The organism is Halomonas ramblicola (assembly GCF_030409215.1).
Classification (GTDB): Bacteria; Pseudomonadota; Gammaproteobacteria; order Pseudomonadales; family Halomonadaceae; genus Halomonas; species Halomonas ramblicola.
Map to the genome: position 1 here is coordinate 253,925 of NZ_JAUFPL010000016.1, position 20,215 is coordinate 274,139.

The 20,215-nt window shown below is 52.1% G+C and carries 12 protein-coding genes and 5 pseudogenes; 15 read left to right on the forward strand and 2 right to left on the reverse strand.

The window, feature by feature from the left end; translation table 11 throughout:
* Positions 1-6: 6 nt before the first annotated feature.
* Positions 7-492: a GNAT family N-acetyltransferase gene (locus QWY80_RS04180; protein WP_290229444.1), complete on the forward strand. Its 486-nt coding sequence runs from the start codon at positions 7-9 to the stop codon at positions 490-492.
* A 32-nt stretch (positions 493-524) separates the two neighbouring features.
* On the opposite strand, the gene QWY80_RS04185 is transcribed toward QWY80_RS04180, so the two are convergent.
* Positions 525-2,054 (reverse strand): sensor domain-containing diguanylate cyclase, encoded by a 1,530-nt coding sequence (locus tag QWY80_RS04185; RefSeq protein WP_290229445.1) that lies wholly within the window; start codon positions 2,052-2,054, stop codon positions 525-527.
* Between the two features lie 180 nt (positions 2,055-2,234).
* On the opposite strand from QWY80_RS04185, the gene QWY80_RS04190 reads away from it, so the two are divergent.
* The 6 genes and pseudogenes from QWY80_RS04190 (at position 2,235) to QWY80_RS04215 (ending at position 12,479) form a co-directional block, all read left to right on the forward strand.
* Positions 2,235-2,720 (forward strand): GFA family protein, encoded by a 486-nt coding sequence (locus QWY80_RS04190; RefSeq protein WP_290229446.1) that lies wholly within the window; start codon positions 2,235-2,237, stop codon positions 2,718-2,720.
* Positions 2,721-3,860: 1,140 nt separating this feature from the next.
* Complete coding sequence (locus QWY80_RS04195; protein WP_290229447.1) at positions 3,861-4,538, forward strand: hypothetical protein; 678 nt, start codon at positions 3,861-3,863, stop codon at positions 4,536-4,538.
* A 15-nt stretch (positions 4,539-4,553) separates the two neighbouring features.
* Positions 4,554-10,370: a DUF4011 domain-containing anti-phage protein Hhe gene (hhe, locus tag QWY80_RS04205; RefSeq protein WP_435389257.1), complete on the forward strand. Its 5,817-nt coding sequence runs from the start codon at positions 4,554-4,556 to the stop codon at positions 10,368-10,370.
* A 78-nt stretch (positions 10,371-10,448) separates the two neighbouring features.
* Positions 10,449-10,586 (forward strand): annotated as a pseudogene (locus QWY80_RS19450) (transposase); the annotation flags it as partial.
* A 145-nt stretch (positions 10,587-10,731) separates the two neighbouring features.
* Positions 10,732-10,848 (forward strand): annotated as a pseudogene (locus QWY80_RS19485) (IS1634 family transposase N-terminal domain-related protein); the annotation flags it as partial.
* A gap of 78 nt (positions 10,849-10,926) precedes the next feature.
* A pseudogene (locus QWY80_RS04215) lies at positions 10,927-12,479 on the forward strand (IS3 family transposase).
* A gap of 16 nt (positions 12,480-12,495) precedes the next feature.
* Here QWY80_RS04215 and QWY80_RS04220 read toward each other — a convergent pair.
* Positions 12,496-14,011 (reverse strand): annotated as a pseudogene (locus QWY80_RS04220) (IS3 family transposase).
* Positions 14,012-14,660: 649 nt separating this feature from the next.
* Here QWY80_RS04220 and QWY80_RS04225 point away from each other — a divergent pair.
* From QWY80_RS04225 to QWY80_RS19455, 8 genes and pseudogenes are all read left to right on the forward strand, one after another.
* Positions 14,661-15,419 carry a hypothetical protein gene (locus QWY80_RS04225; protein ID WP_290229449.1) on the forward strand — a complete coding sequence of 253 codons (759 nt, stop codon included), beginning with the start codon at positions 14,661-14,663 and terminating at the stop codon, positions 15,417-15,419.
* A gap of 44 nt (positions 15,420-15,463) precedes the next feature.
* Entirely contained in the window at positions 15,464-15,775 is a 312-nt protein-coding gene (locus QWY80_RS04230) for a DUF1889 family protein (RefSeq protein WP_290229450.1), read from the forward strand.
* 75 nt (positions 15,776-15,850) lie between these two features.
* Positions 15,851-16,333 (forward strand): hypothetical protein, encoded by a 483-nt coding sequence (locus QWY80_RS04235; RefSeq protein WP_290229451.1) that lies wholly within the window; start codon positions 15,851-15,853, stop codon positions 16,331-16,333.
* Between the two features lie 105 nt (positions 16,334-16,438).
* Positions 16,439-17,038 (forward strand): hypothetical protein, encoded by a 600-nt coding sequence (locus QWY80_RS04240; RefSeq protein WP_290229452.1) that lies wholly within the window; start codon positions 16,439-16,441, stop codon positions 17,036-17,038.
* A 94-nt stretch (positions 17,039-17,132) separates the two neighbouring features.
* Positions 17,133-17,399, forward strand: a complete 267-nt coding sequence (locus QWY80_RS04245) for a hypothetical protein (RefSeq protein WP_290229453.1) — start codon at positions 17,133-17,135, stop codon at positions 17,397-17,399.
* Positions 17,400-17,501: 102 nt separating this feature from the next.
* On the forward strand, positions 17,502-18,017 hold the full coding sequence (locus tag QWY80_RS04250) for a hypothetical protein (protein ID WP_290229454.1): 516 nt from the start codon (positions 17,502-17,504) through the stop codon (positions 18,015-18,017).
* A 70-nt stretch (positions 18,018-18,087) separates the two neighbouring features.
* Entirely contained in the window at positions 18,088-19,389 is a 1,302-nt protein-coding gene (locus tag QWY80_RS04255) for a hypothetical protein (protein ID WP_290229455.1), read from the forward strand.
* Positions 19,390-19,467: 78 nt separating this feature from the next.
* Positions 19,468-19,710, forward strand: a pseudogene (locus tag QWY80_RS19455) (pentapeptide repeat-containing protein); the annotation flags it as partial.
* Positions 19,711-20,215 lie beyond the last annotated feature (505 nt).

Consider the following 20,215-nt stretch of genomic DNA (forward strand, 5'->3'; position numbering starts at 1 on the left):
ATCGCCATGGAAAACGCGATACGGATCGAACGCATCGGCGACGACTCGCCCCACGTCGCCACCCTGGCCGAATGGACCCACGCCCAATGGGGGCACCTGCACCCCGGCAGGCGCCTGGACGCCGCCATCGCGGCCTTCCGGGCCGAGTGCGGCACGGGCGGGGTACCCTCGGTGTTCGCCGCCCTGCAGGGCGAGATCCCGGTGGGCACGGCCAGCCTGGTCGCCGACGATATGAGCGATCGCCGCGAGCTGACGCCCTGGCTGGCCTCGGTCTACGTGCTGCCCGAATGGCGGGGACGGGGCATCGCCTCGCGGCTGGTGCGGCGCGTGGAGGAAGAGGCCCGGGCGCATGGTCACGGCCACTTCTACCTCTACACGCCGGACCAGCAGGCGCTCTACCGGCGGCTGGGCTGGCGTGACCTGGAGGAGCGCGAGTACCGCGGCGAGGCGGTGACCATCATGCGCCGCGCCTTCGCCCCGTCCATGGGCTGACCCCAGCACCCCCCGTTTCTGGCGCGACCCGCTCAGCCGTGGGCCCGGCTCCTGCGGCGCTGGATCTTGTCGTCATACATGCGGTGGTCCGCCAGGCTGAGGACCTCCTGGGCGTCCGTCTCGGTGGAGCAGGCGCTGCCCATGCTCAGGCGAAGCTCGACCACCACGTTCTCGTCGTCGGCGGAGGTGATGACGCAGCGCTGACCCGCCAGGTGGGTCCGGATCGAGTCGGCGATGCGGTTGGGCGCCGAGAGGTCCCCGGACGGAAACAGGATGACGAATTCATCGCCGCCGTAGCGCGCGAGGATGTCCTCCTCCCGGCTCTGCAGGCTCAGGCGCTCGGCGACCGCGGTGATCAGCTGGTCGCCCGCGACGTGCCCATAGCGATCGTTCACCTCCTTGAGCCCGTCGACGTCCATCATCAGCACGGCAAAATCCAGCCCCGGCGGCTGGGTCTTGCCCTCGATGCTCAACTGCAGCGCCGCCTCGAAGAAGCCGCGGTTGTAAAGCCCGGTCAGCCCGTCGCGCTCAGCGGTCTTCTTCAGTTCCAGTTGCAGCAGCTTGTTCTCGGTGGCCGCCGCCAACTGGTCGACGAACAGGGTCAGCATGCCTTCCAGGGTGGCGTCCAGCTGGGGGGCACGCACGATCAGCCAGCCCTCGTATCGCCCCAGGCGCCCCGCCATGGAGGTCGCATACAGCTGCTCATCCTCGGTCTTCTCGCTGAGCTTGATGGTGCCGGCATAGGGTTCGTGGAGCCTGGCCAGCAGGCTGCCCAGGCGGCGTTCCTCCTCGGGGCCCAGGCGCAGGCCGGCGACGGCGGCGTAACGCGTGACTTCGGGGCGCTGGCGCTCCTGGAGGAACACGGCAAACCCGTACTCGGGGAAGTCGGCATGCAGGTGCTTCAAGGAGTCATCGAGCAGGGTATTGATGTTCGCGGCGCGATTGGCGACGACGCCGAGGTCGAGCAGGGCGTGGATGACCCGGTTCTTGTATTTGGTCTCGGCAATGCTCTGCCTGATCTTGCGGTTCTGGCCGTACATCACGTTGGCCAGCGCCAGGAAGTAGACCACCGCGCCGGCGGCCTGATAGATATCCACCCCGGTGCTGACGTAGGGACGAAACTCGAATCCCGTCAAGGCCCCCCAGCCCAGGGCGCCGCCGGCGAACAGCGCAGCCGAGACGGCCATTCGGCGCAGTCCGCCGACAACCATGTTGTTCATCAGGCAGGCGAGCCCGATGGCCAGGGTGGCCCAGGCGTAGTAGTCCAGCACGCCGCACCAGACGCCGAACAGCAGGCTGTCGAAAAGCAGGTTGCGGAACTCGGCACGTTTGGAGTCATGCGCCAGGGCGGCGTGGGCGTATGCCACCCCCGGCCACAGCAGCAGGAGCAGGCCCGGCAGGATCAGCGACCAGTCGCTGCCCTCCACCAGGGCGATCCACACCGTGAGCCCGAAGGTATGAGCAAAGGCGAAGGCGCGTGGCGTCAGTGTCGCCAGGGCGAGACGATGGGGGCGTTTGAGAGAATGCGGCGCCCGGTATTGAAGCGACTTGATATCCAGCATGCGGGCTCGTGGTTGTCTGGCCTGCCGATTGCAGGCTTGCGCGAGGTTGAGATGTATTGGGTATGACGCTGTCTCATACGAATTACCGAGTAGCCTAGCACTGCCAGGGCCGAGTCGGGCATTGAACGCAATGACGGTGCACTAGACTGGAAGCCACCACCATAGCCGGGAGGAGACGTCATGCTGCTCGAAGGTTCCTGCCACTGCGGCGCGGTGCGCTTCCGCGTCGACTCGTCGCACCCCTATCCCTACCAGCGCTGTTACTGCTCCATCTGCCGCAAGACCGCGGGGGGCGGCGGCTACGCCATCAACCTGAGCGGGCGCACCGAGACGCTCGAGGTCGAGGGCGCCGAACACAAGGGCGTCTACCACGCCGTGGTCGACGGCGAGCCAAGCCCCGGCGAGCGCCACTTCTGCCGCCACTGCGCCAGTGCGCTGTGGGTCTATGACCCGCGCTGGCCGGAGCTGGTCCACCCCTTCGCCTCGGCCATCGACAGCGAGCTGCCGATCCCGCCCGAGCGGGTCCACCTGCTGCTCGACAGCAAGGCCAGTTGGGTGGAGGTCGAGGCGCGCGACGATGACAAGTGCTTCGCCGGCTACCCCGAGGAGAGCATTGCCGAGTGGCACCAGCGGCTGGGGCTGGAGCAGGAAGAGGGCGAGGGCTGAGCCCCTGGCCGCGGCACGGCGATGCAGCACCGGCCATGCCGTGGCCGCCATCGACCCAGGCCGCTTTGCATCGGCAATAACACTTGCTTACTCTGGAGCAAAGGCCGCTGAAGACGGCCGGTGGAAACGCAGAAAATCAGGAACGAAGGGACTACCGCATGGATGGCAGGGCGCCATCACGGGGTGCAGGGTAGGGGCGGTAGCGTGCCTTCGATGCCTTGAGATGCTCTTCCCATGAGCCTGCGATACCCTCAGTCGACGAATTCCCGGTGAGCCAGTCGACGCTTCGCCGGTCGCCGTAGCCCAAGGCCGAAGTCACCATCCCATGAATTCACCTTGTAGGAGGGCAGCTTTGCTGCGCGACTGGGGGCCGAAGTCATCCTTCCATGAACTCACATTGTAGGAGGGCAGCTTTGCTGCGCGACTGGAGGCCGAAGGCCTCCCATGCTGGCGGGATGTCGCACGCCATGGAAGCGAATGAAAATAGCGTATCCATACGGCGCCCCCTCGATGCAAGGATATACATACCGTTTTATTGGTGCCAGAAAAACGCGCAAGCGCGCGAATCCTGTATAGGTGGCCGAGCTATGCTTCGGGGTTCGTCAAATCAATAGGTTAGGTATGAAGAGGCGCGCTCGATAGTATTATTGAACGCGCAGGCGTGTTCATCCAATATCAGAGCGTGCAGTCTAATCACAGTTGAACAGTTGAACAGTTGAACAGTTGAACAGTTGAACAGTTGAACAGTTGAACAGTTGAACAGTTGAACAGTTGAACAGTTGAACAGTTATGCATTTTTGAGACATTGGAGAAAATTATGAAATTACTCAATAGGGAAGAATTCAAGAAGGCGGCTGGAACGCCTCTTTTCCAAAACCGAGACTTCTCTCTTTATGATGGTGCCCCATATGATTGCGTTTGTGGGGAAAGCATCACTTTAACCAATTCTCTGGTCAACATTTTGCGTCAACAGGGGGTAGCGCTAAATTCATGGTTCAGTGCCCAGATAACCAAAATGCGGCAACACTGATTAAAACCAAGAATAAATTTCTGATTTTGTTTGATCGATTTGTTTCCCTAGCTGGTTGTATGGAAAAAGAATAGAACCTTCAAAAGTTAACTTATTAAGCGGAAGAAACAGTGGCTAGATTGATAGGAAAACTAATTGGCTTGATTATCAATATAATCATGATTCCAATTGTTATTGTGCTCGTCATTCCAATGGGGGTATTAAAAGCTAGGCGGGCTAAAAAAAGCAGGCTTCTTTTTACTGGTGAAGAACAGGCGTTGTTAGCGAAGGCACAGAGGGCAATCAATATGGAAAATAATGGCCTGCTCTCCCCAGATCGAGATCTGCTTGAGGTGGCGAGATGTATTGAGGATGCGCGATGTGATTATCAAATAATCAAAAATCGCGAACGATTCGATGCATCATTTTCAGAATTTGTACTTCCTAAAATTGAAGAGTGCCAGGTAATGGATTGGGACAATGTTATCAGTTATTTTGAGCTGTCCCGTTTTCTTTCTTCTGATTCTCACCATGAAGTACCTAGTGTTCAAAATCTTCTGCGAGCACTTCAAAACTATATAGCTGGCTATAAAAATGAACATGGATTTCACCCAAAAACTGTCATGCTAGATCACAATGTTCATATGATGTTTGCTCATGCTGGAATTTATCGAAATGGAAATCACTATTTTGGCGAAACCGAGATAATTCCAGTTGCAAATATTGAAGGCGGAGCCACTTGGCAGGCTGTTGATCCTGCTCCGGCAAGTGACAGATTTGACAATTTTGATGACGATATTCCGTTCTGAATGACAGGGCATGGGATGAATCCAGCGATTAGCAAGCTTTATCAAGTTAAAAATGGAGGAGAGATGTCTCCTCAAGATTGCGAAAAAATCAATGCAGAGCTCTCAATGATGAAAGCTGATGATATCCCTGATGAACAGCGGGAGAATGTAGCTGATTACTTGGCCTCTGCATTTAACTGTCAATTACCACATCCCGCTAAAGGCACTGGGTCATCAGCCGCCCATCTCAGCGATGAAAGACTGGCAGACGAAGCGGCCGGCGCTATTCCAGAAACGTGTTATCAATCATGCGGGACCCGACAGTTAGGGTTTAAGGGAGAGGTTCAATTTATGTCAACTCAGTATAACGCAGATAAAAATGATTCAGATCATGGAAGTGATTTTACGACTGAAGCATTGGAAGAGATGCGTAAAAAACTTCTTGACTTGACCTCCCGAAACCGGCTTCTGAATTTCCCTATCCAGCAAAAAGGGTCATCACTAAGAGTGGTTGGGGCTAGTCCTGACAGCTTGTACGATACCCTTGTTTCGGAAAAGGCATTGAAGTTTCATGCAGTGCCGCAGCCCACTATGGAGCAACTTGTTGAGTTTGGGTATCTGGCTGAGGATGAAGAAACAGGCGAACTGAAAAGAGTTAAGTCAGATCCTGATGCAAGAACATGGGCAAAAGAGCTGGGATTTTCCACAAGTTATGAATTTGAAGAGAGTGGTAGCAGAGGAGGAAAAGGCGGGGCAGCCAGCGATGGAGTTCAGGTGCTGCTGTTTGCGCCAGAAATGGAAGCAAGGCTCAGGAATATAAGAAGCAAGGCCAATACAGCCTTAGAGGAAATGGGAGCCGGAATATTATACTTTTCTATGGGCTTCCTAGAGTGGTTTGAAAGTGAAGACTCAAAAAAATCTAGGTTGGCGCCATTGTTCAATATTCCCGTGTTCTTGAAGCGCGGGCTGATAGACTCAAAAACAGGCGTATACAAGTACACGGCCCACTACACTGGTCAAGACATTATTTCCAATCTTTCCCTTAGGGAAAAGATGTTTATGGATTTTGGTATATCCTTGCCAGATATAAGCGAGGAAGATAGTCCTTATGCTTATCTTGACCTGGTGGAAAGTCAGATAAAGCAGAATAAGCCTGCCTGGAAGGTGAATAAAACTTCCGCTCTTACGCTCCTGAATTTTGGCAAGATGCTGATGTATCTTGATCTAGATAAAGGCCGATGGCCCGATGGCGAGAAGAACATTATCAGTCATCCTGTTATTGACAGGTTCTTCAGGAGCCAGGAGTCTTCAGAAAATGAAGGAGGCTTGGGCGTTAGCTTCGAGCATAATATTGATGAAATCCCAGATATCCATGAGTCATACCCAATTATAGATGACGCTGACAGTTCCCAGCACAGCGCAATGATTGATGCGCTTAAGGGAGATAACTTAGTCATTGAAGGCCCACCCGGCACAGGTAAGTCACAAACTATAACAAACCTAATCGCTGCTGCAATGCATCAAGGCAAAAAGGTGCTTTTTGTAGCTGAGAAAATGGCTGCTCTAGAGGTCGTGAAAAAAAGGTTAGACCGTGCAGGGCTAGGGGTATTTTGCCTTGAACTACACAGTCATAAATCACAAAAGAAAAAAGTAATATCTGACTTGCAGGAGAGGCTTACTTTCCAAAAAAAATTACGCTCCACAAGGTCAATTGATGCGGAAATTGCCAGATATGAGCAGTTGAAGAATGAACTTAATGTTTACGCTAAAGAGATAAACTCAACTTGGAAGAGCACCGGAAAAACGATACATGAGATATTTTCTGCAGCAGCACGTTTTCGGAGGGAAGTGCCACTCCAACCTAAAGAGCTATGGATAAATGGACTTGATGGTGATGGCTTCAGTGAGGTGGAAAGGCTAAAGTTTCGAGATCAAGTCCGAGAATTTAAAGAAATTCACTCCGAGATGAAGCGTCAAATCGGAGACGGGGCAAAGATTGAAACCCATCCGTGGCATGGAATCGAAAGTGAAAATATAAGTTTTTTCGACTCCGAAAGGGTTGTTGCTTTAATTGAAGATTGGCAGAAGACTTTAAGCAATGTCTTAGAAGAGTCGCGTGCAATTTGTGATGCCTTTGGGCTTGATAACGAAGAGCTCGTAACAGTCTCGCAGGCAGAAGCGTTAGAGCATGATTTCAAAGCCTTACCTAAGCTGACTGAAGATGAGCTCCTTGTGGCTCTGTCAAACTTAGATGCAGATACATGCAAGGCGGTTGAGTATTATCTTGAAGAATTTGAGAGTATTCAGAACTCTTATTCTCGTCTCTCAAGGTTAGTGGATCATTTAATACTTAATAAAGTTGTGTCTAATGAAGAAGGGGTTGATCTAAATGATCTTATTGCGGTTACAGGTGCCGAAGGCTCTGTGCTGGTGTCTGAGATAGCAAGAAAGCTAAAGAAAATTTCAAGTGTAGAAGGAGAAATCAAAGAGCTGTCTCAGAGTATAGATGACTTCAAAGAAGCTTTGCCTCCTAACCTGGCTTCACAAGTTGGTTATAGTAAAGAGGGATTGCAGCATACCTTAGACCTACTAACTTTGATTTCAGGAGTTGACACAAAACTTCTTTCTTTGAGATCTAGTCATCTCGACGATGATGAGATTGATTCTGCTCTCGATGAAATGGCTCTATGGCTCGGTGATTTGTCACCTAAGCGTGAATTGGTTGATAGGGTTTTTAGCAGCACTCGGTTGCCATTTTCCCGTGAATTGAAAGAAATTAAGAATGATGTTGATAGGCCTGGTTTAGGAAAGTGGTTTGACGGTGACTGGTGGGCAGCCAGGAAACGCCTTACATCACTGTCATCTTTAAAGAAGCCCAGTATTAGTACGTTGATGAACAGCATTGATGGTGCCATAGGCTTTAAAGAAGCATACGAGGATTTCTCAGGTCGTGGGTACGAAGACGTCATTGGGCCACATTTTCGAGGTATTGATACAGACGTTAAATCTTTATCAAGTTTGCGCCGGTGGTATAAAGCAATACGTAAAAAATATGGATATGGCTTTGGGAAAAAAGCTGTATTAGCAGATGAAATTTTAGAGTTGCCTGCCGGCATAATAAAAGGGGCGCAACATCTTGTGGAGTTGGGTGTAGCAGGGAATCTGGAAAAAATTATAAATTTGTTGTCAGAAGCTAATGAATTTCTGCCTGTGGTCGGGGAAAAGCTGAAGAACTCTCAAAACTTGATTGAGGGTGAGTGCTCGGCATCCAAGATAGGGCATAGTGTTGCTGTTGAGATAGAGAAGTACCAAGAGTATTTTAAAAGTCTAGAGGTTCCTGTTGGGGATGCTGTCGATGCAGCCGAAGAGCTGAAAAAGACACGTCAAAGGCAAAAGGCATTGGAAAAAAATAATGTTATAAGTGAGGTCTTTTGCCGAGGCGTTGAGCTTAAGTTCGGAGTCGAGAGTGATAGTGTTGCTCAAGTCTCTCGGCTTTATGCAACCGTAAATTTTGCCATTTATATTAGGAATAATGTTAAAAATAAAAAAGTGAGAGACTCGCTTCTTGATGTTTCCGATTATCAAGAGTATAACTTCCTGGCTGAGAGTGGGAGGTCATATATAAACTATTTAAATGATTTTTATCGTGCAAGGGAAATCTTGGAGGAAGAGGCTGGTCTGGTTTTTTCTCTCTGGACTCGTAGTTGTGGAGATGGATTCATTTCTCTTCTTGATAGAAACAAAGAGGCAGTGAGTAAAAAAGAGTGGCTTAATGATTGGGTTAATTATGCTCACATTAAGTTTGAGATGAGCGAAAGTGGCCTAGGAAGTATTTGGGGTAAGGTAACTTCCGGAGAGCTGGATGTCTCAATTGCTGAGAAGGCACTTTATCTTGCTGTTTATGATCAGCTCTCGCGTGAAATTATTGGTGAGCGGCCTCACTTGGCAAAAGTGTCAGGTAAAGGGCAAAAGGCTAAACAAAAAACATTTCGAGAGTATGATGAAAAACTAAAAGAGTTGCAAAGTGAGCGAATAGCAAGTCAAGTCTCTATGCATCGAGCTCCAACGGGTATATCTGGCGGAAGAAAGTCAGAATATACTGAAATGTCCCTAATCAACAATGAGACTGGGAAGAAAACAAAGCATATACCAATCCGACAGTTGCTGGATAGAGCTGGCGTCACTATTCAAGAACTAAAACCCTGTTTCATGATGGGGCCAATGTCTGTGGCGCAATATATCAAGCCAGGGAAGCTTGGTTTTGATCTCGTGGTGATGGATGAAGCATCTCAGGTTAAGCCGGAAGATGCATTGGGCGTTATTGCGAGAGGTGGCCAGCTAGTTGTTGTAGGTGATCCCAAACAGCTTCCTCCTACAAGCTTCTTTGATCGCCAAGATATTGGAGATGAAGATGATGATATTGCAGAGGTGGCTACGACAAACAGCATATTGGATGCTGCGCTGCCATTATTTAAGATGCGCCGATTGCGTTGGCACTATCGCTCTCAGCATGAAAGCTTGATCGCCTTCAGTAATCGAAATTTTTATCATAATGACTTGGTTATATTCCCATCTCCCAACTCTCGTTCGGATGAGTATGGCATAAAGTTTCATCACGTAGTTTCTGGCCGTTATGTTAATCAGCACAACATTCAAGAGTCTCGTGTTGTTGCAAAAGCAGTGGTAAGCCATGCTTTTAATAACCAGCATGAGTCACTTGGTGTTGTTGCCATGAACTCTAAGCAGCGTGAGCAAATTGAAAGAGCTATAGAAGAGGAGTGCAAGTCTAGTGATAGAGTTGCAGAAGCTATCGAGCATTTGAGGGATAGAGAAGATGGTCTTTTTATAAAGAATCTGGAGAATGTTCAGGGTGATGAGCGAGATGTGATATACATTTCCTTTACCTACGGTCCGTCTGAAGTTGGTGGGCGTGTATATCAACGATTTGGCCCAATAAATTCAGACGTTGGTTGGCGACGACTTAATGTGCTCTTTACTCGCTCAAAGAAAAGAATGTATGTGTTTAGCTCTATGCAGTATGGCGATATCCTGACCAATGAAGGGTCGAAGAAAGGTGTCGTTGCACTGCGTGATTTTCTTAATTACGCAGAAAATGGAAAATTAGATAGCGCTACTTACCATACAGGAAAGTCTCCGGATAGTGACTTTGAGGTTGCTGTTATTGACGCGCTTGCTGCGGAGGGGTTCCAGTGTGATCCTCAGGTAGGCGTTGCGGGATTTTTTATTGATATAGCTGTTAAAGACCCTGGTCAGCCAGGCCGCTATTTGATGGGGATTGAATGTGACGGCGCCACTTACCACTCGGCTAAAAGCGCACGGGATAGAGATCGCCTAAGGCAAGAAGTGTTGGAAGGGCTTGGATGGCGAATCCGGCGCATCTGGTCGACAGATTGGTTCAGTAACCCCCAAGGGGAAATCGATCCTATTATTCGCGAGCTGCAAGAGCTTAAGTCCGTTCCTATAGAGGCGACTGATGACAAAGTAGGGGATGGTGGCCTTGAGGAGCTTCAGACTAGGAAAGAGGGTATAGAGCCGATTGAAGACGAGCCCCAATTTGAACTGTATTCTCAAAGTGGTGAGCTCTCTCTAAGAGAGCAGCTCGAAGAGGTGGCTGAGAAAGTGATTTTGGCAGACTTTCCTGACACACCCAAAGAACATCGCCTACTTCGGCCTGCGATGATAGAGGCGCTAGTTGAGCATGAGCCGATCGATCGCACTGAGTTTGTTGAGTACGTGCCTGAATATATTCGTAAAGCTACTGATGTCAATGAAGCCAAAAAATATCTTGATTATGTGCTTAGCATGATATCTGGGAATGAGGTTGAGCATTGAGGGGGCCCCAGTGTCAGGATGAGTGTCGTGTCCTCTGATACCCTGTTCTTAAAACCCAGGGGGCGATAGGAGCTGCTCATGCCTCGCTACTCCGAGGAACGCCGACAAGCCGTGGTCGCCAAGCTGCTGCCACCTCATAACCTGACCGCTCAGGAGGTCGCCGAGCAGGAAGGCATCTCCGTTGCCACCATCTACAAGTGGCGCACCCGAGTTCGACACTTCCAGCTCGATTTTGGCCTGATTTCGGCACCTGTGGTCCGAGAATTCAGTGACTTAGCAAGTCACGGGCGAAATTGTTGTAGTGACACGTTTTTCTGTCGGCGCCTTTCCATCCATGGTTTGTCCGGTCTAATGTGATGACATGTTCGTCAAAGTCACCAAATCCGGCCCGCGTCGCTACGTGAAGCTCGTCGAGTCCTACCGCGACGAGGCTGGCAAGCCGCGCCAACGCGTCATCGCCACGCTGGGTCGCCTGGAGGCCGCCCCCACTGTCAAGCTAGTTGGAACCTCAGCGGCTGTTAGACTCTGAACCCAGGAGGGGCGAAACGAGGTTCCGATGAAGTACTCCGACGAGCGCCGGGAAGCCATCCTCAAGAAGCTGCTCCCGCCACATAACCGCACGGTGGCGGAAGTGGCCAAGGAAGAAGGCATCTCGGCGGCCACGCTGTACAACTGGCGGAAGCAGGCTCGGCAAGCGGGTCGCTTGCTGCCCGACCAGGCGGATGATCCCGAAGGCTGGAGCTCGCGTGACAAGTTCCATGCCGTGCTGGAAACGGCCGCGCTGAGTGACGCCGAGCTGGCGGAATACTGCCGGCAGCGTGGTCTGTACCCGGAGCAGATCCAGCGCTGGCGAGCCAGCTGTGAAGGCGCCAACGATCAGAGTGATCGGGCTGCACGCCAACAGAGCGAAGCCCGTAAGACCGAACGCCAAGAGAACCGAGAGCTCAAGCGTGAGCTTCGTCGCAAGGAGGCAGCCCTCGCGGAGACCGCGGCGCTGTTGGCGCTAAGAAAAAAAGCCCGGGCGATCTGGGGGGACGAGGACGAATGATCAGCACCTCAGATCGTCAACAGGCCGTCCAGCTGATCGATGAGGCCCGCACTGAGGGCGCACGGCTTCACACTGCCTGTGCCGAGCTGGGCATTGGCGCCAACACCTACCGCCGCTGGGCACGTGGTAATGAGGATCGTCGGCCGGAGGCCGAGCGCCCTGTGCCGCGCCATACGCTGACGCCGGAGGAGCGTCAGCAGGTGCTGGATATCTGTCATCGATCCGAGTTTGCCAGCCTGCCGCCGGGGCAGATCGTGCCGCGCCTGTTGGACGAGGAAGGCCTCTACGTCGCCTCCGAATCCAGTTACTACCGCATCCTGCGGGATCACGGCGAACAGCATCATCGTGGTCGCGCTCGTGCTCCGCGCCCGAAGGGCGATCCCCAGCGGCACCGGGTCACCCAGCCCAATGCCTGCTGGACGTGGGACGTAACGTATTTGCCGAGCCTGGTACGCGGCCAGTTCTACTACCTGTACATGATCGTCGACGTCTTCAGCCGCAAGATCATCACCGCCGAGGTCTTCGAGCAGGAGTCGATGGCCAACAGCAGCACCGTAATCCAGCGGGCCGTGCTGCGCGAAGGCTGTGTCAACCAGCCCCTGGTGCTGCACGCCGACAATGGGTCGGCGATGAAGGGCTCGACGCTGCAGGCCACGCTACAGCGACTGAACATCACGCCGTCGTACAGCCACCCCCAGGTCTCCAATGACAACGCCATCTCGGAGTCGCTGTTCCGAACCTGCAAGTACCGACCGGACTACCCGGTCGATGGCTATACCGACTTGTCTGCGGCGCAGCAGTGGGTGGTCGGTTTCGTGCAGTGGTATAACCATGAGCACCGTCACAGCGCTATCGGCTTCGTAAAGCCGGCAGAGCGGCATGCCGGCCAAGATGCTGCCGTACTGGCCAAACGCGATGCGATCTATGCTGAGGCGAAGCGCAAACACCCGGGCCGCTGGAGCGGGCCCACTCGAAACTGGGCACCCCGCAAGACGGTCTGGTTAAACCCCGATCTGGATGACCCGGTGTACCCGGAGTCTGTCAACATAGTTGGCACATGAAATGTGTTCTGGCTCTTTAAAACCCTGCTGCCTGTGGCACCGGGTCCCTCTCGGGATTCAAGTGCACTACCTCTGGCAGGCTGAGTTTCCGGATGTCACCCGACCAGCGCTCTGGGTGACGTTGCTTCGCTGCCTCGAAGACCTCCCGGCGCTGCGTCAGAATATCCTCGGCTTCGCCGCTATGACGCTGGCCTGGGGTGACGTAGCGAAGGGCACTGTGCCGGTGCTCATGGTTGTACCACTCGATGAATTGCTGGACCCAATCCTGCGCCTCGATCAATGTCGCGAAGCCGTCAACGGGGAAGCCCGGCCGGTACTTCAGCGTCTTGAAGGCGGACTCGGCAAAGGCATTGTCGTTGCTGACCCTTGGCCGGCTATACGACGGGGTGATGCCCAGGTCGTAGAGCTTCTCCAGGAAGGTCGCCGCTTTCATCGGGCTGCCGTTATCCGAGTGGAGAATCAGAGGCTTGTGACGATCCGTAAGGTGCTCTCGCCAGCAGGCTTTCTGGATCAGCTCGGCGGCCAGCTCGCCGGTCTCGCTTTCGTAGACCTCGTGCCCGACGATCTTGCGGCTGAAGACATCCATGATCAGGTACAGGTACCACCAGGTGCCACGCGCGGGACCGGGAAGCCACGAAATGTCCCAGCACCAAAGGCGGTTCGGCGCCGTGGCTTGGTGAGTGGTCGGCGAGCGCTTGCGCTGCGGGGCCTGCTGTCGGCCCCGATGGTGTTGCTGGTCGTATTCATGAAGCACTCGGTACATCGTCGACTCAGAGGCCAGGTAGCGTCCCTTGTCTGCCTGATCGGCCACGATGAAGGCTGGAGGACGGCTTCGATACTCCGGGGCGTTGCACAGCGCCACGACCGCCTCTCGCTCCTCGGGAGACAGCTTGTTGGCAGGCTCTGGCCGGCCGGCGTCGGGACGGCGATCAGCCGTCACCTCGCCCTCAGCGACCCAGCGGTAGTAGGTGCGCACGTTGATGCCCATCACCTGACAGGCCTTGGCCAGCCGAACACCGTCACTCTGGGCGTCTTGCACCAGGGTCACGATACGCTGGCGATCCGGGAGGCTGGTCAGTCGTCCTCGTCGTTGGTCGTGCCCCAGATCGCCTCTGCCTTTTTTGATAGGGCCAGCAGCGCCGCCGTCTCAGCCAGGGCCTTGTCCTTGCGGTGTAGTTCTCGCTCCAGCTTGCGGAGCCGCTTCTGCTCCGACTTGCGCGCCTGGCGAAGCTGCTTGGCCTGCGCTGCCGCATCATCGTTGGCGTTCATGCAGGCATCCCGCCAGGCCTCCACCTGCTCGGGGTAGAGCCCACGCTCGCGGCAATAGGCGCTGAGTTCGGCCTCGTCATCGGGGCCGTCTCCAGGACGATCTGGAACTTCTCCTGGCTGGTCCACTGATCGGGCTTGGTGGAACGTGATGGCAAAACCTGTCCTCGTGCTCTGGCCTGTTTCCGCCAATTGTAGAGGGTTGTCGCTGTGATGCCTTCCTGCGCAGCCAGTTCCGGGATGGTCATGCTCATGGGTGGCGCCATCTTCTGAAGGATGGCTTCCTTACGCTCTGCGGGGTAACGCACGTTGATCACCTCTCAATCCGTTTGGGTGACAACTACGTTGACGTATAGGGCGGAGGAGCCATGGGGAGCTTTGAAATTACGGAGCTGGACAACGAGCATTGCCCCGAATGCGGGCGCCAATACCGCGTGCGGTATCAAAGCCTTCCGTTAAAGGACAAAGATGATGCCCGTTGTGAATGAGGCCACGTGTTCCGCAAGTGGAATGAAACGGGCATGTATATGTATCAAGAGATCAGCGAAGACTAGGAGTAGCACTGCAGCGCATTAGAGTGCATTCCAGGCGATGCTGACGAAGAGGGCGCGGCTGATCGCGCCCGGTGTGGAAAATGGGGCAACCAACCAGCTCCATGAGGAGAGAGTGAAATGGCTGTAAAGCACACGCCCACCGGCGAAGTACACAAAGGAACCAAAGGCAGTACGACTGGTTGCGGGTTTAATACGCGCGAGAATCCAAGTCATTGGGTAAATTCATCCGAACGGATCACGTGCAGTAAGAACTGATGCAAGAACTGATCGAGAACTTGCATAACAAACGGTTCCAGGCGACCCGGGCAAGCAGCGCGGCTGCTTGCCCGGGCGCCTGAACCGTGCCGTTAGGCACTCACCGATGGATGACGATATCGCTAAGATGCTGCAGCTAATGGAGATCTCGTTTAGAGATTTCGAGGCTGCGATGCCGAGTAAGCCAAAGCTCGTCCGTAAACCCTTTGGCGAAGTATACCGATTTGAAGAGCAGGACATTTATCAAGCCATCATTCAGAAGTTGGCGCACGCTCAAAGCACAGTGAGAGCGGCGCAGGTCTTGCTTGAACATGGGTATGTCCAAGAACAGGCTGCACTTCAGCGAGTTGTAGACGAGTCTAATGAAGACATTCTTTTTCTGGTCTATGCCGTCACGAATGACAGAATCACGGACTTGCACCAAAAATTTCTGGCTGCTTTCTGGGAGGAAGAGTTCGATGACTCGGGTGATCCGCTAACATCCGAGCAGAAGCGCCCAATGGTATCGAGAAGAAAGATCAGGGCGTATATCGCAAATGTGGAAGGAGCACCGATGGACCCAAGCCGTGGCATCGAGTTGGCCCGAACAATCCATAAGGCCTATTCGGGTTTTGTACACGGCGCGTCACATCACATTATGGATCGGTATAGTGGGAATCCACCGAAATTTTACATAAAAGGCATGTTGGGCACGCCTCGAATTGAGGAACATCAAAGAGATCTTTGGAACTACATGTACAGAACATTTATATCCCATATTCTCGTGGCCAAAGCTCTAGGCGCAACGCGCCATGTGGAAATAATGACGAAGTATCTCAGGCGCTTCGAGGCGAATGCGGATAAGGATTATAGCCCAAGTGCCTAACCATGCCATTCAGCCGACGTTAGATTTCAGAAGGAGAGAGCCTAGTGAATCCAATACTTCGGAAAGCAATTGAAGCGCTATCCCAGGTGGTTAATGTCTCAACCGGGCTTGCGCATCCTCTTGATGAATCAAGGGCAAAGGAACTGTTCAAGGCTCTCCATAAGCAGGGGGTTCCACTAAATCCAGATGATGTTTATTCGGTTGCAGTCGAAAATTCTTGGGCCGAGCGCCACGCAAAGAAGCTGTCTGAGCTCGCCGGGAAGATTGGTAGTGGTGGTCGTGTTCAGGTTAAGCACCCAAGGGAATGGGGCGAGCCCACGGTCAAGAAGATAATTGCCGAGCTGAATGAAATCTAACACGTCGCTCCAGCCGACGTCAGGCCGCGACGCGGCCTTCCTCGGCTGAGCTTGGCGTTATAACGTAAGGAAACTATGTCGCATTTAGAGAACCTTATTGCCGAATATTACGACTGGAAAGGCTACCTGGTAAAACGAAACATCAAGGTCGGTAAGCTTGGGCATGGTGGCTGGGAAATGGAGTTGGATGTGATCGCCTTTGATCCGCACACAGGCCACTTGGTTCATATCGAACCATCCATTGATGCCCATTCATGGACGGTACGTGAGCAAAGGTTCACGAAGAAGTTCGCAGCGGCAAAAAAGTACATCTTCAGTGAGATATTGACTTGGCTCGATTCGAGCGTGGAAATTGAGCAGATTGCTGTGCTTATATCGCACCCGAAAGGTCGAGATGAGCTTGCAGGTGGCCGAATAGTTTCCATTGACGAGCTTATGTCTGAGATACGCCAGAAAGTAATTGAATGTGGGATTGTTGCGAAAAATGCCATACCTGAGCAGTATCCACATTTACGCACTTTGCAACTTTCGCACAATGGCTACTACAAAACGTTATAACAAGTCGCAGCAGTACGCGGCCGATGGCCGCCGGACGCCCTTTCCGTGGCTCCTTCGTCGCCACTCCAAGGTCGCCGCTGTGCTTCGTCGTTAGGTGAGCAAGAAATGACTCCCGAAGAAATAAAGCAAATAGTTGAAACAGCCGTCGAAGAAGGACTTGGGTTCATTTGGTGGCATTATCTGCTAGCAGCAATTGCGGTATGCATAAGCTTTCTATTCGGCGCATATTTAAAACGAAAAGGACAGGATTTAGCTACAAGAGAGAATATTGAAGAGTTAACCTCTCTTGTCGAAAGCGTTAAGAAGGACGTCCGTAACAATGAATCTATAGCTCAGGCTAAGCGCCAAATGAAGCACGACGCATGCCTTGAAGCATTGTCAGTTATTGATGCTTTCTTCTCGCACTTTTTTACAAGCCCAAAACCTACTCCTCAAGTAGCTGACTCAGCAAAAGCTAGAGAGGTGCACAGCAAATTAATACTGGCATGTGACAATTCCAGAATAATCGAGCTTTACACCGAGATTCTATGTGGTCCTGTAGATGGGGAGCGTGTGCCGCCAACAGATCAGCTTAATGAATTACGGAACTTGATCAGAAAAGAGTTAGGATTTGGTAGTGAAGTCAACCTAGATCGTGAAAGAGCGTGGTTTGGACAAATCACTGGTGATCCTAATAATCCAAAGAATGGCAATGCAGGCACCTAACAAGGCAAATGCACTCGGACGACAAAAAGCGGCGCTTCGCTATGATTTTTGCCGCCGGTAATTTGCGGCGTTATTTTTACAGAGGGCATCAGTCATGAGCGGAAAATTCGGTGTTGTAGGTATTATGGATGGCTGGAAGAAGGGAGATTTGCCCGGGAATCAGATGGTCAATATCGTCCTTAATTCCTATGGGACCTTGAATGATGGTTCGGTAGCAATTACTGCCCAACTGGCATCAGATCAAGAAGTCGACTATGCCGTTGATCAACTAATAAAGGACCTTGAGGTTGCTCGCAAAAAGGCCAAGGAAAAGATCAAGAAAACGAATGAGAAGATTCGGTCCTCGCTCAGCGAAAATTAACAAGGCCAGGCACGGCGACGGCTTTTCCGTTGCGGCTTCGCCTTCACTGCAAAGCCGCGCGTGCTGGCGGCGTTAGGGGTCAAGCGTAACGTGAACGACACGATGGAAGTACTCAAGGTCATAGCCTCCTTTCTTACTCCGCTCGTCTTGCTTGCGGTAGGCATCTTGCTAAACAAGAGACTTGAGGCTGGTAAGTCGGCAATTTCCAGAGAGAGAGGCTGGCAAGAGTATTGGGCCTCAGGATTCGTCAAGGTTGCTAATGAATACAATGATGCTGCCACGAGCTGTGTGGCAGCCCTATCCGAAGCGGCTCAAATTAGCACTGAAAAGCTCCCCGGCTGGGAAGAAGAGTTTAAGAGCAGAGAGCAGGAAGTGAGTTCGAGCGTTTGGAGACTGCGACGACTACAGTGGGACCTACGAATCTACATTCAATTTGCTCCCCAAAAAGGAGATGATGTAATAAAGACGGAGGAAGAACTGTTTGGCTCAATAAGCCGTTTGTTGAGCAACAAACAAGGTGACTTGGGGCACATCCAGTCTGCTCAGTTTGAGTTCAATGAATCGGTCCGATGGGCGCATGCTGAGATTCTACAGATTACCCCTAACAAGCGCCTGTAGCGGACGCGCGAAGACACGCGCCGCTGAGGCGAGGCGTTAGCGGGGCGTCGTCGATGACGGAGATTGAATTTTGATTCGCGATGAATATTCGATTGAAACAAGGGCCGCGGAGATCTTCGATCACCGTACAAAAGATTACTTTCGAGAGGTGGTCAGTTCCTATCAACTAGGAAATTGGCGCTCAGCGACTGTCATGCTGTGGTCAGTAGCTGTTTGCGACATCATATACAAGCTTCAGTATCTCAGAGATATCTCAGGGGACGAAATTGGGAAGGAAATACTAGATGAGATTGAGCGACTTCAAGAAGCCAATGCGAGATCGTCCGAATGGGAAGGGCGTTTAATTGAGGAAATTGAGGAGCGGACCCGACTTCTCGATTTGGCAGACTTGGACCATCTTAAGCATTTGCAGAGACAACGGCATTTGGCGGCGCACCCGGTCCTTTCTGGGAATTCAGAGCTGCATCAACCGAACAAAGACTCAGTCCGTGCGCTAATTCGTAACACCTTAGATGGATTGCTCACTAAACCCCCAATATACACAAATCGAGTCTTTGATGCCCTTGTCAATGACCTTGCAGAATCTAAAAACGTTCTTGTGACTGACGAAAAGCTCAGATCTTATATTGAGAGCAAATACTTATCTAGAGCGGACCTGAAGTTGGAACTAGGCCTCATTCGCTCGCTATGGAAGCTCGTATTTCGATTGCAGAATGATGATTGTGATGCACATAGAGACATAAACTATCGCACCCTCAGGCTGTTCGTGGGCCGTAATCCATCCGACGTCCGTGACGCGGTGTCTAATGAATCAGATTACTATAGCAACATCGCCCAAGAGGGGGAGTCGGCGAGGTTGCTAATTCAGCTTTTATCCCAATATCCATCGCTCTATGATGGATTAAATGACGCCGCAAAGGTCATAGTTCAGCATGTTGCGGAAAGAGATGCCGACGCAAGAGTATTTGCGTGGTTCCTGGACGGATCCCTACAAGATCATTCGGAAAAACTCGTAGAGTGGATTGGGTCTGACGACCATCCGCGCCTGTCAAACGAAGTTGTTGTATCCCTCCAGAATATAAGCGATTCGGCGGAATGGAAAAAGCAAGTCACCTTTATTCTTAACTCGTACTATGGGTCTAGTTGGTCGTACGATGAGGCAGATGAAAGGTTTAGTGTGGCGATTTCGCCGTTCCTACCGAAATATGATGCGGAGGATATAGAGGACCTCTTATCCAAGATTGATGGAAATGGCCAAACCCATGATAGACGGGGTGCGCGCCGGGACCATGAATTCGTGCGGGATCGCTGCAATGAGCTTGGGGTAGTTTTCGATGAGTACCGAAATTTCGCACGCTCCGTCGCCCGCTAACAATGCCATGCAACCGACGCTCGTCCCTCGCGCGGCTGATGGCGAACGTTATACGGTATTGAGGATGATCTCAACAATATGAACGACCATTTACGCCCATCTGGTAGAGAAGCTATCTCAGACCAAGCTATTGCTCATGACCTAAAAGGAGTGAACCTGCGAAACAAGCAGTTTGAACGCTTGGTTGCGAAAAAGAAGCGCTTCATTGATTGTGACTTTAGCTACTCTCAGTTTGATTCGGCGTACTTGCATAATTGTAGTTTTGATTCGTGCAAATTCATTGGATGCAAGTTTACCAGTTCAAACTTGCGGGGCAGTAAGTTCGATGGCTGCGTATTTGATTACGCAGAGTTTTCGCAAACGCAGATTGAACCTGAAATCCTAGATACAGGATGTCCTGGACAGGAAAACCTCCAGCAAAAATTTTCCAGAACACTTCGGGTTAATTTCCAGCAAGTTGGGGATTCGGTAGCGGCTAATAAGGCAATTAAAGTCGAATTGGAAGCAGGTCGCGTACACTTATATAAGGCTTGGAAATCTCGCGAGTTCTATTACCGTAAAAAGTATCCTGGTAAGAAGCGTGTGGGGGCATTCATCGAGTGGCTTGAGTTTGTATTGCTCGATGCGTTCTGGGGGAATGGCGAAAGCTTTATCAAGCTGCTTAGAACGCTACTTTTAGTTATATTTGCTATAGCACTGGGTGAACTCTACTTCCTCAAGGATCGGCGGTCTCAAGTTCCAAGCGCAACGCTATTGAAGGGTGCTCGGTCCACCGACGGATTTCTTGAGCACCTCGGCGTAAACTTCCAGCGGCGTTCGCCAGTCC

Excerpts from the sequence above, each read along its gene's own strand:
- QWY80_RS04240 (WP_290229452.1), top strand. The coding sequence starts at position 16,439 with ATGACTCCCGAAGAAATAAAGCAAATAGTTGAAACAGCCGTCGAAGAA.
- hhe (WP_435389257.1), top strand. The coding sequence starts at position 4,554 with ATGAATCCAGCGATTAGCAAGCTTTATCAAGTTAAAAATGGAGGAGAG.
- QWY80_RS04245 (WP_290229453.1), top strand. The coding sequence starts at position 17,133 with ATGAGCGGAAAATTCGGTGTTGTAGGTATTATGGATGGCTGGAAGAAG.
- QWY80_RS04185 (WP_290229445.1), bottom strand. The coding sequence starts at position 2,054 with ATGCTGGATATCAAGTCGCTTCAATACCGGGCGCCGCATTCTCTCAAA.
- QWY80_RS04180 (WP_290229444.1), top strand. The coding sequence starts at position 7 with ATGGAAAACGCGATACGGATCGAACGCATCGGCGACGACTCGCCCCAC.
- QWY80_RS04190 (WP_290229446.1), top strand. The coding sequence starts at position 2,235 with ATGCTGCTCGAAGGTTCCTGCCACTGCGGCGCGGTGCGCTTCCGCGTC.
- QWY80_RS04225 (WP_290229449.1), top strand. The coding sequence starts at position 14,661 with ATGGATGACGATATCGCTAAGATGCTGCAGCTAATGGAGATCTCGTTT.
- QWY80_RS04250 (WP_290229454.1), top strand. The coding sequence starts at position 17,502 with ATGGAAGTACTCAAGGTCATAGCCTCCTTTCTTACTCCGCTCGTCTTG.
- QWY80_RS04235 (WP_290229451.1), top strand. The coding sequence starts at position 15,851 with ATGTCGCATTTAGAGAACCTTATTGCCGAATATTACGACTGGAAAGGC.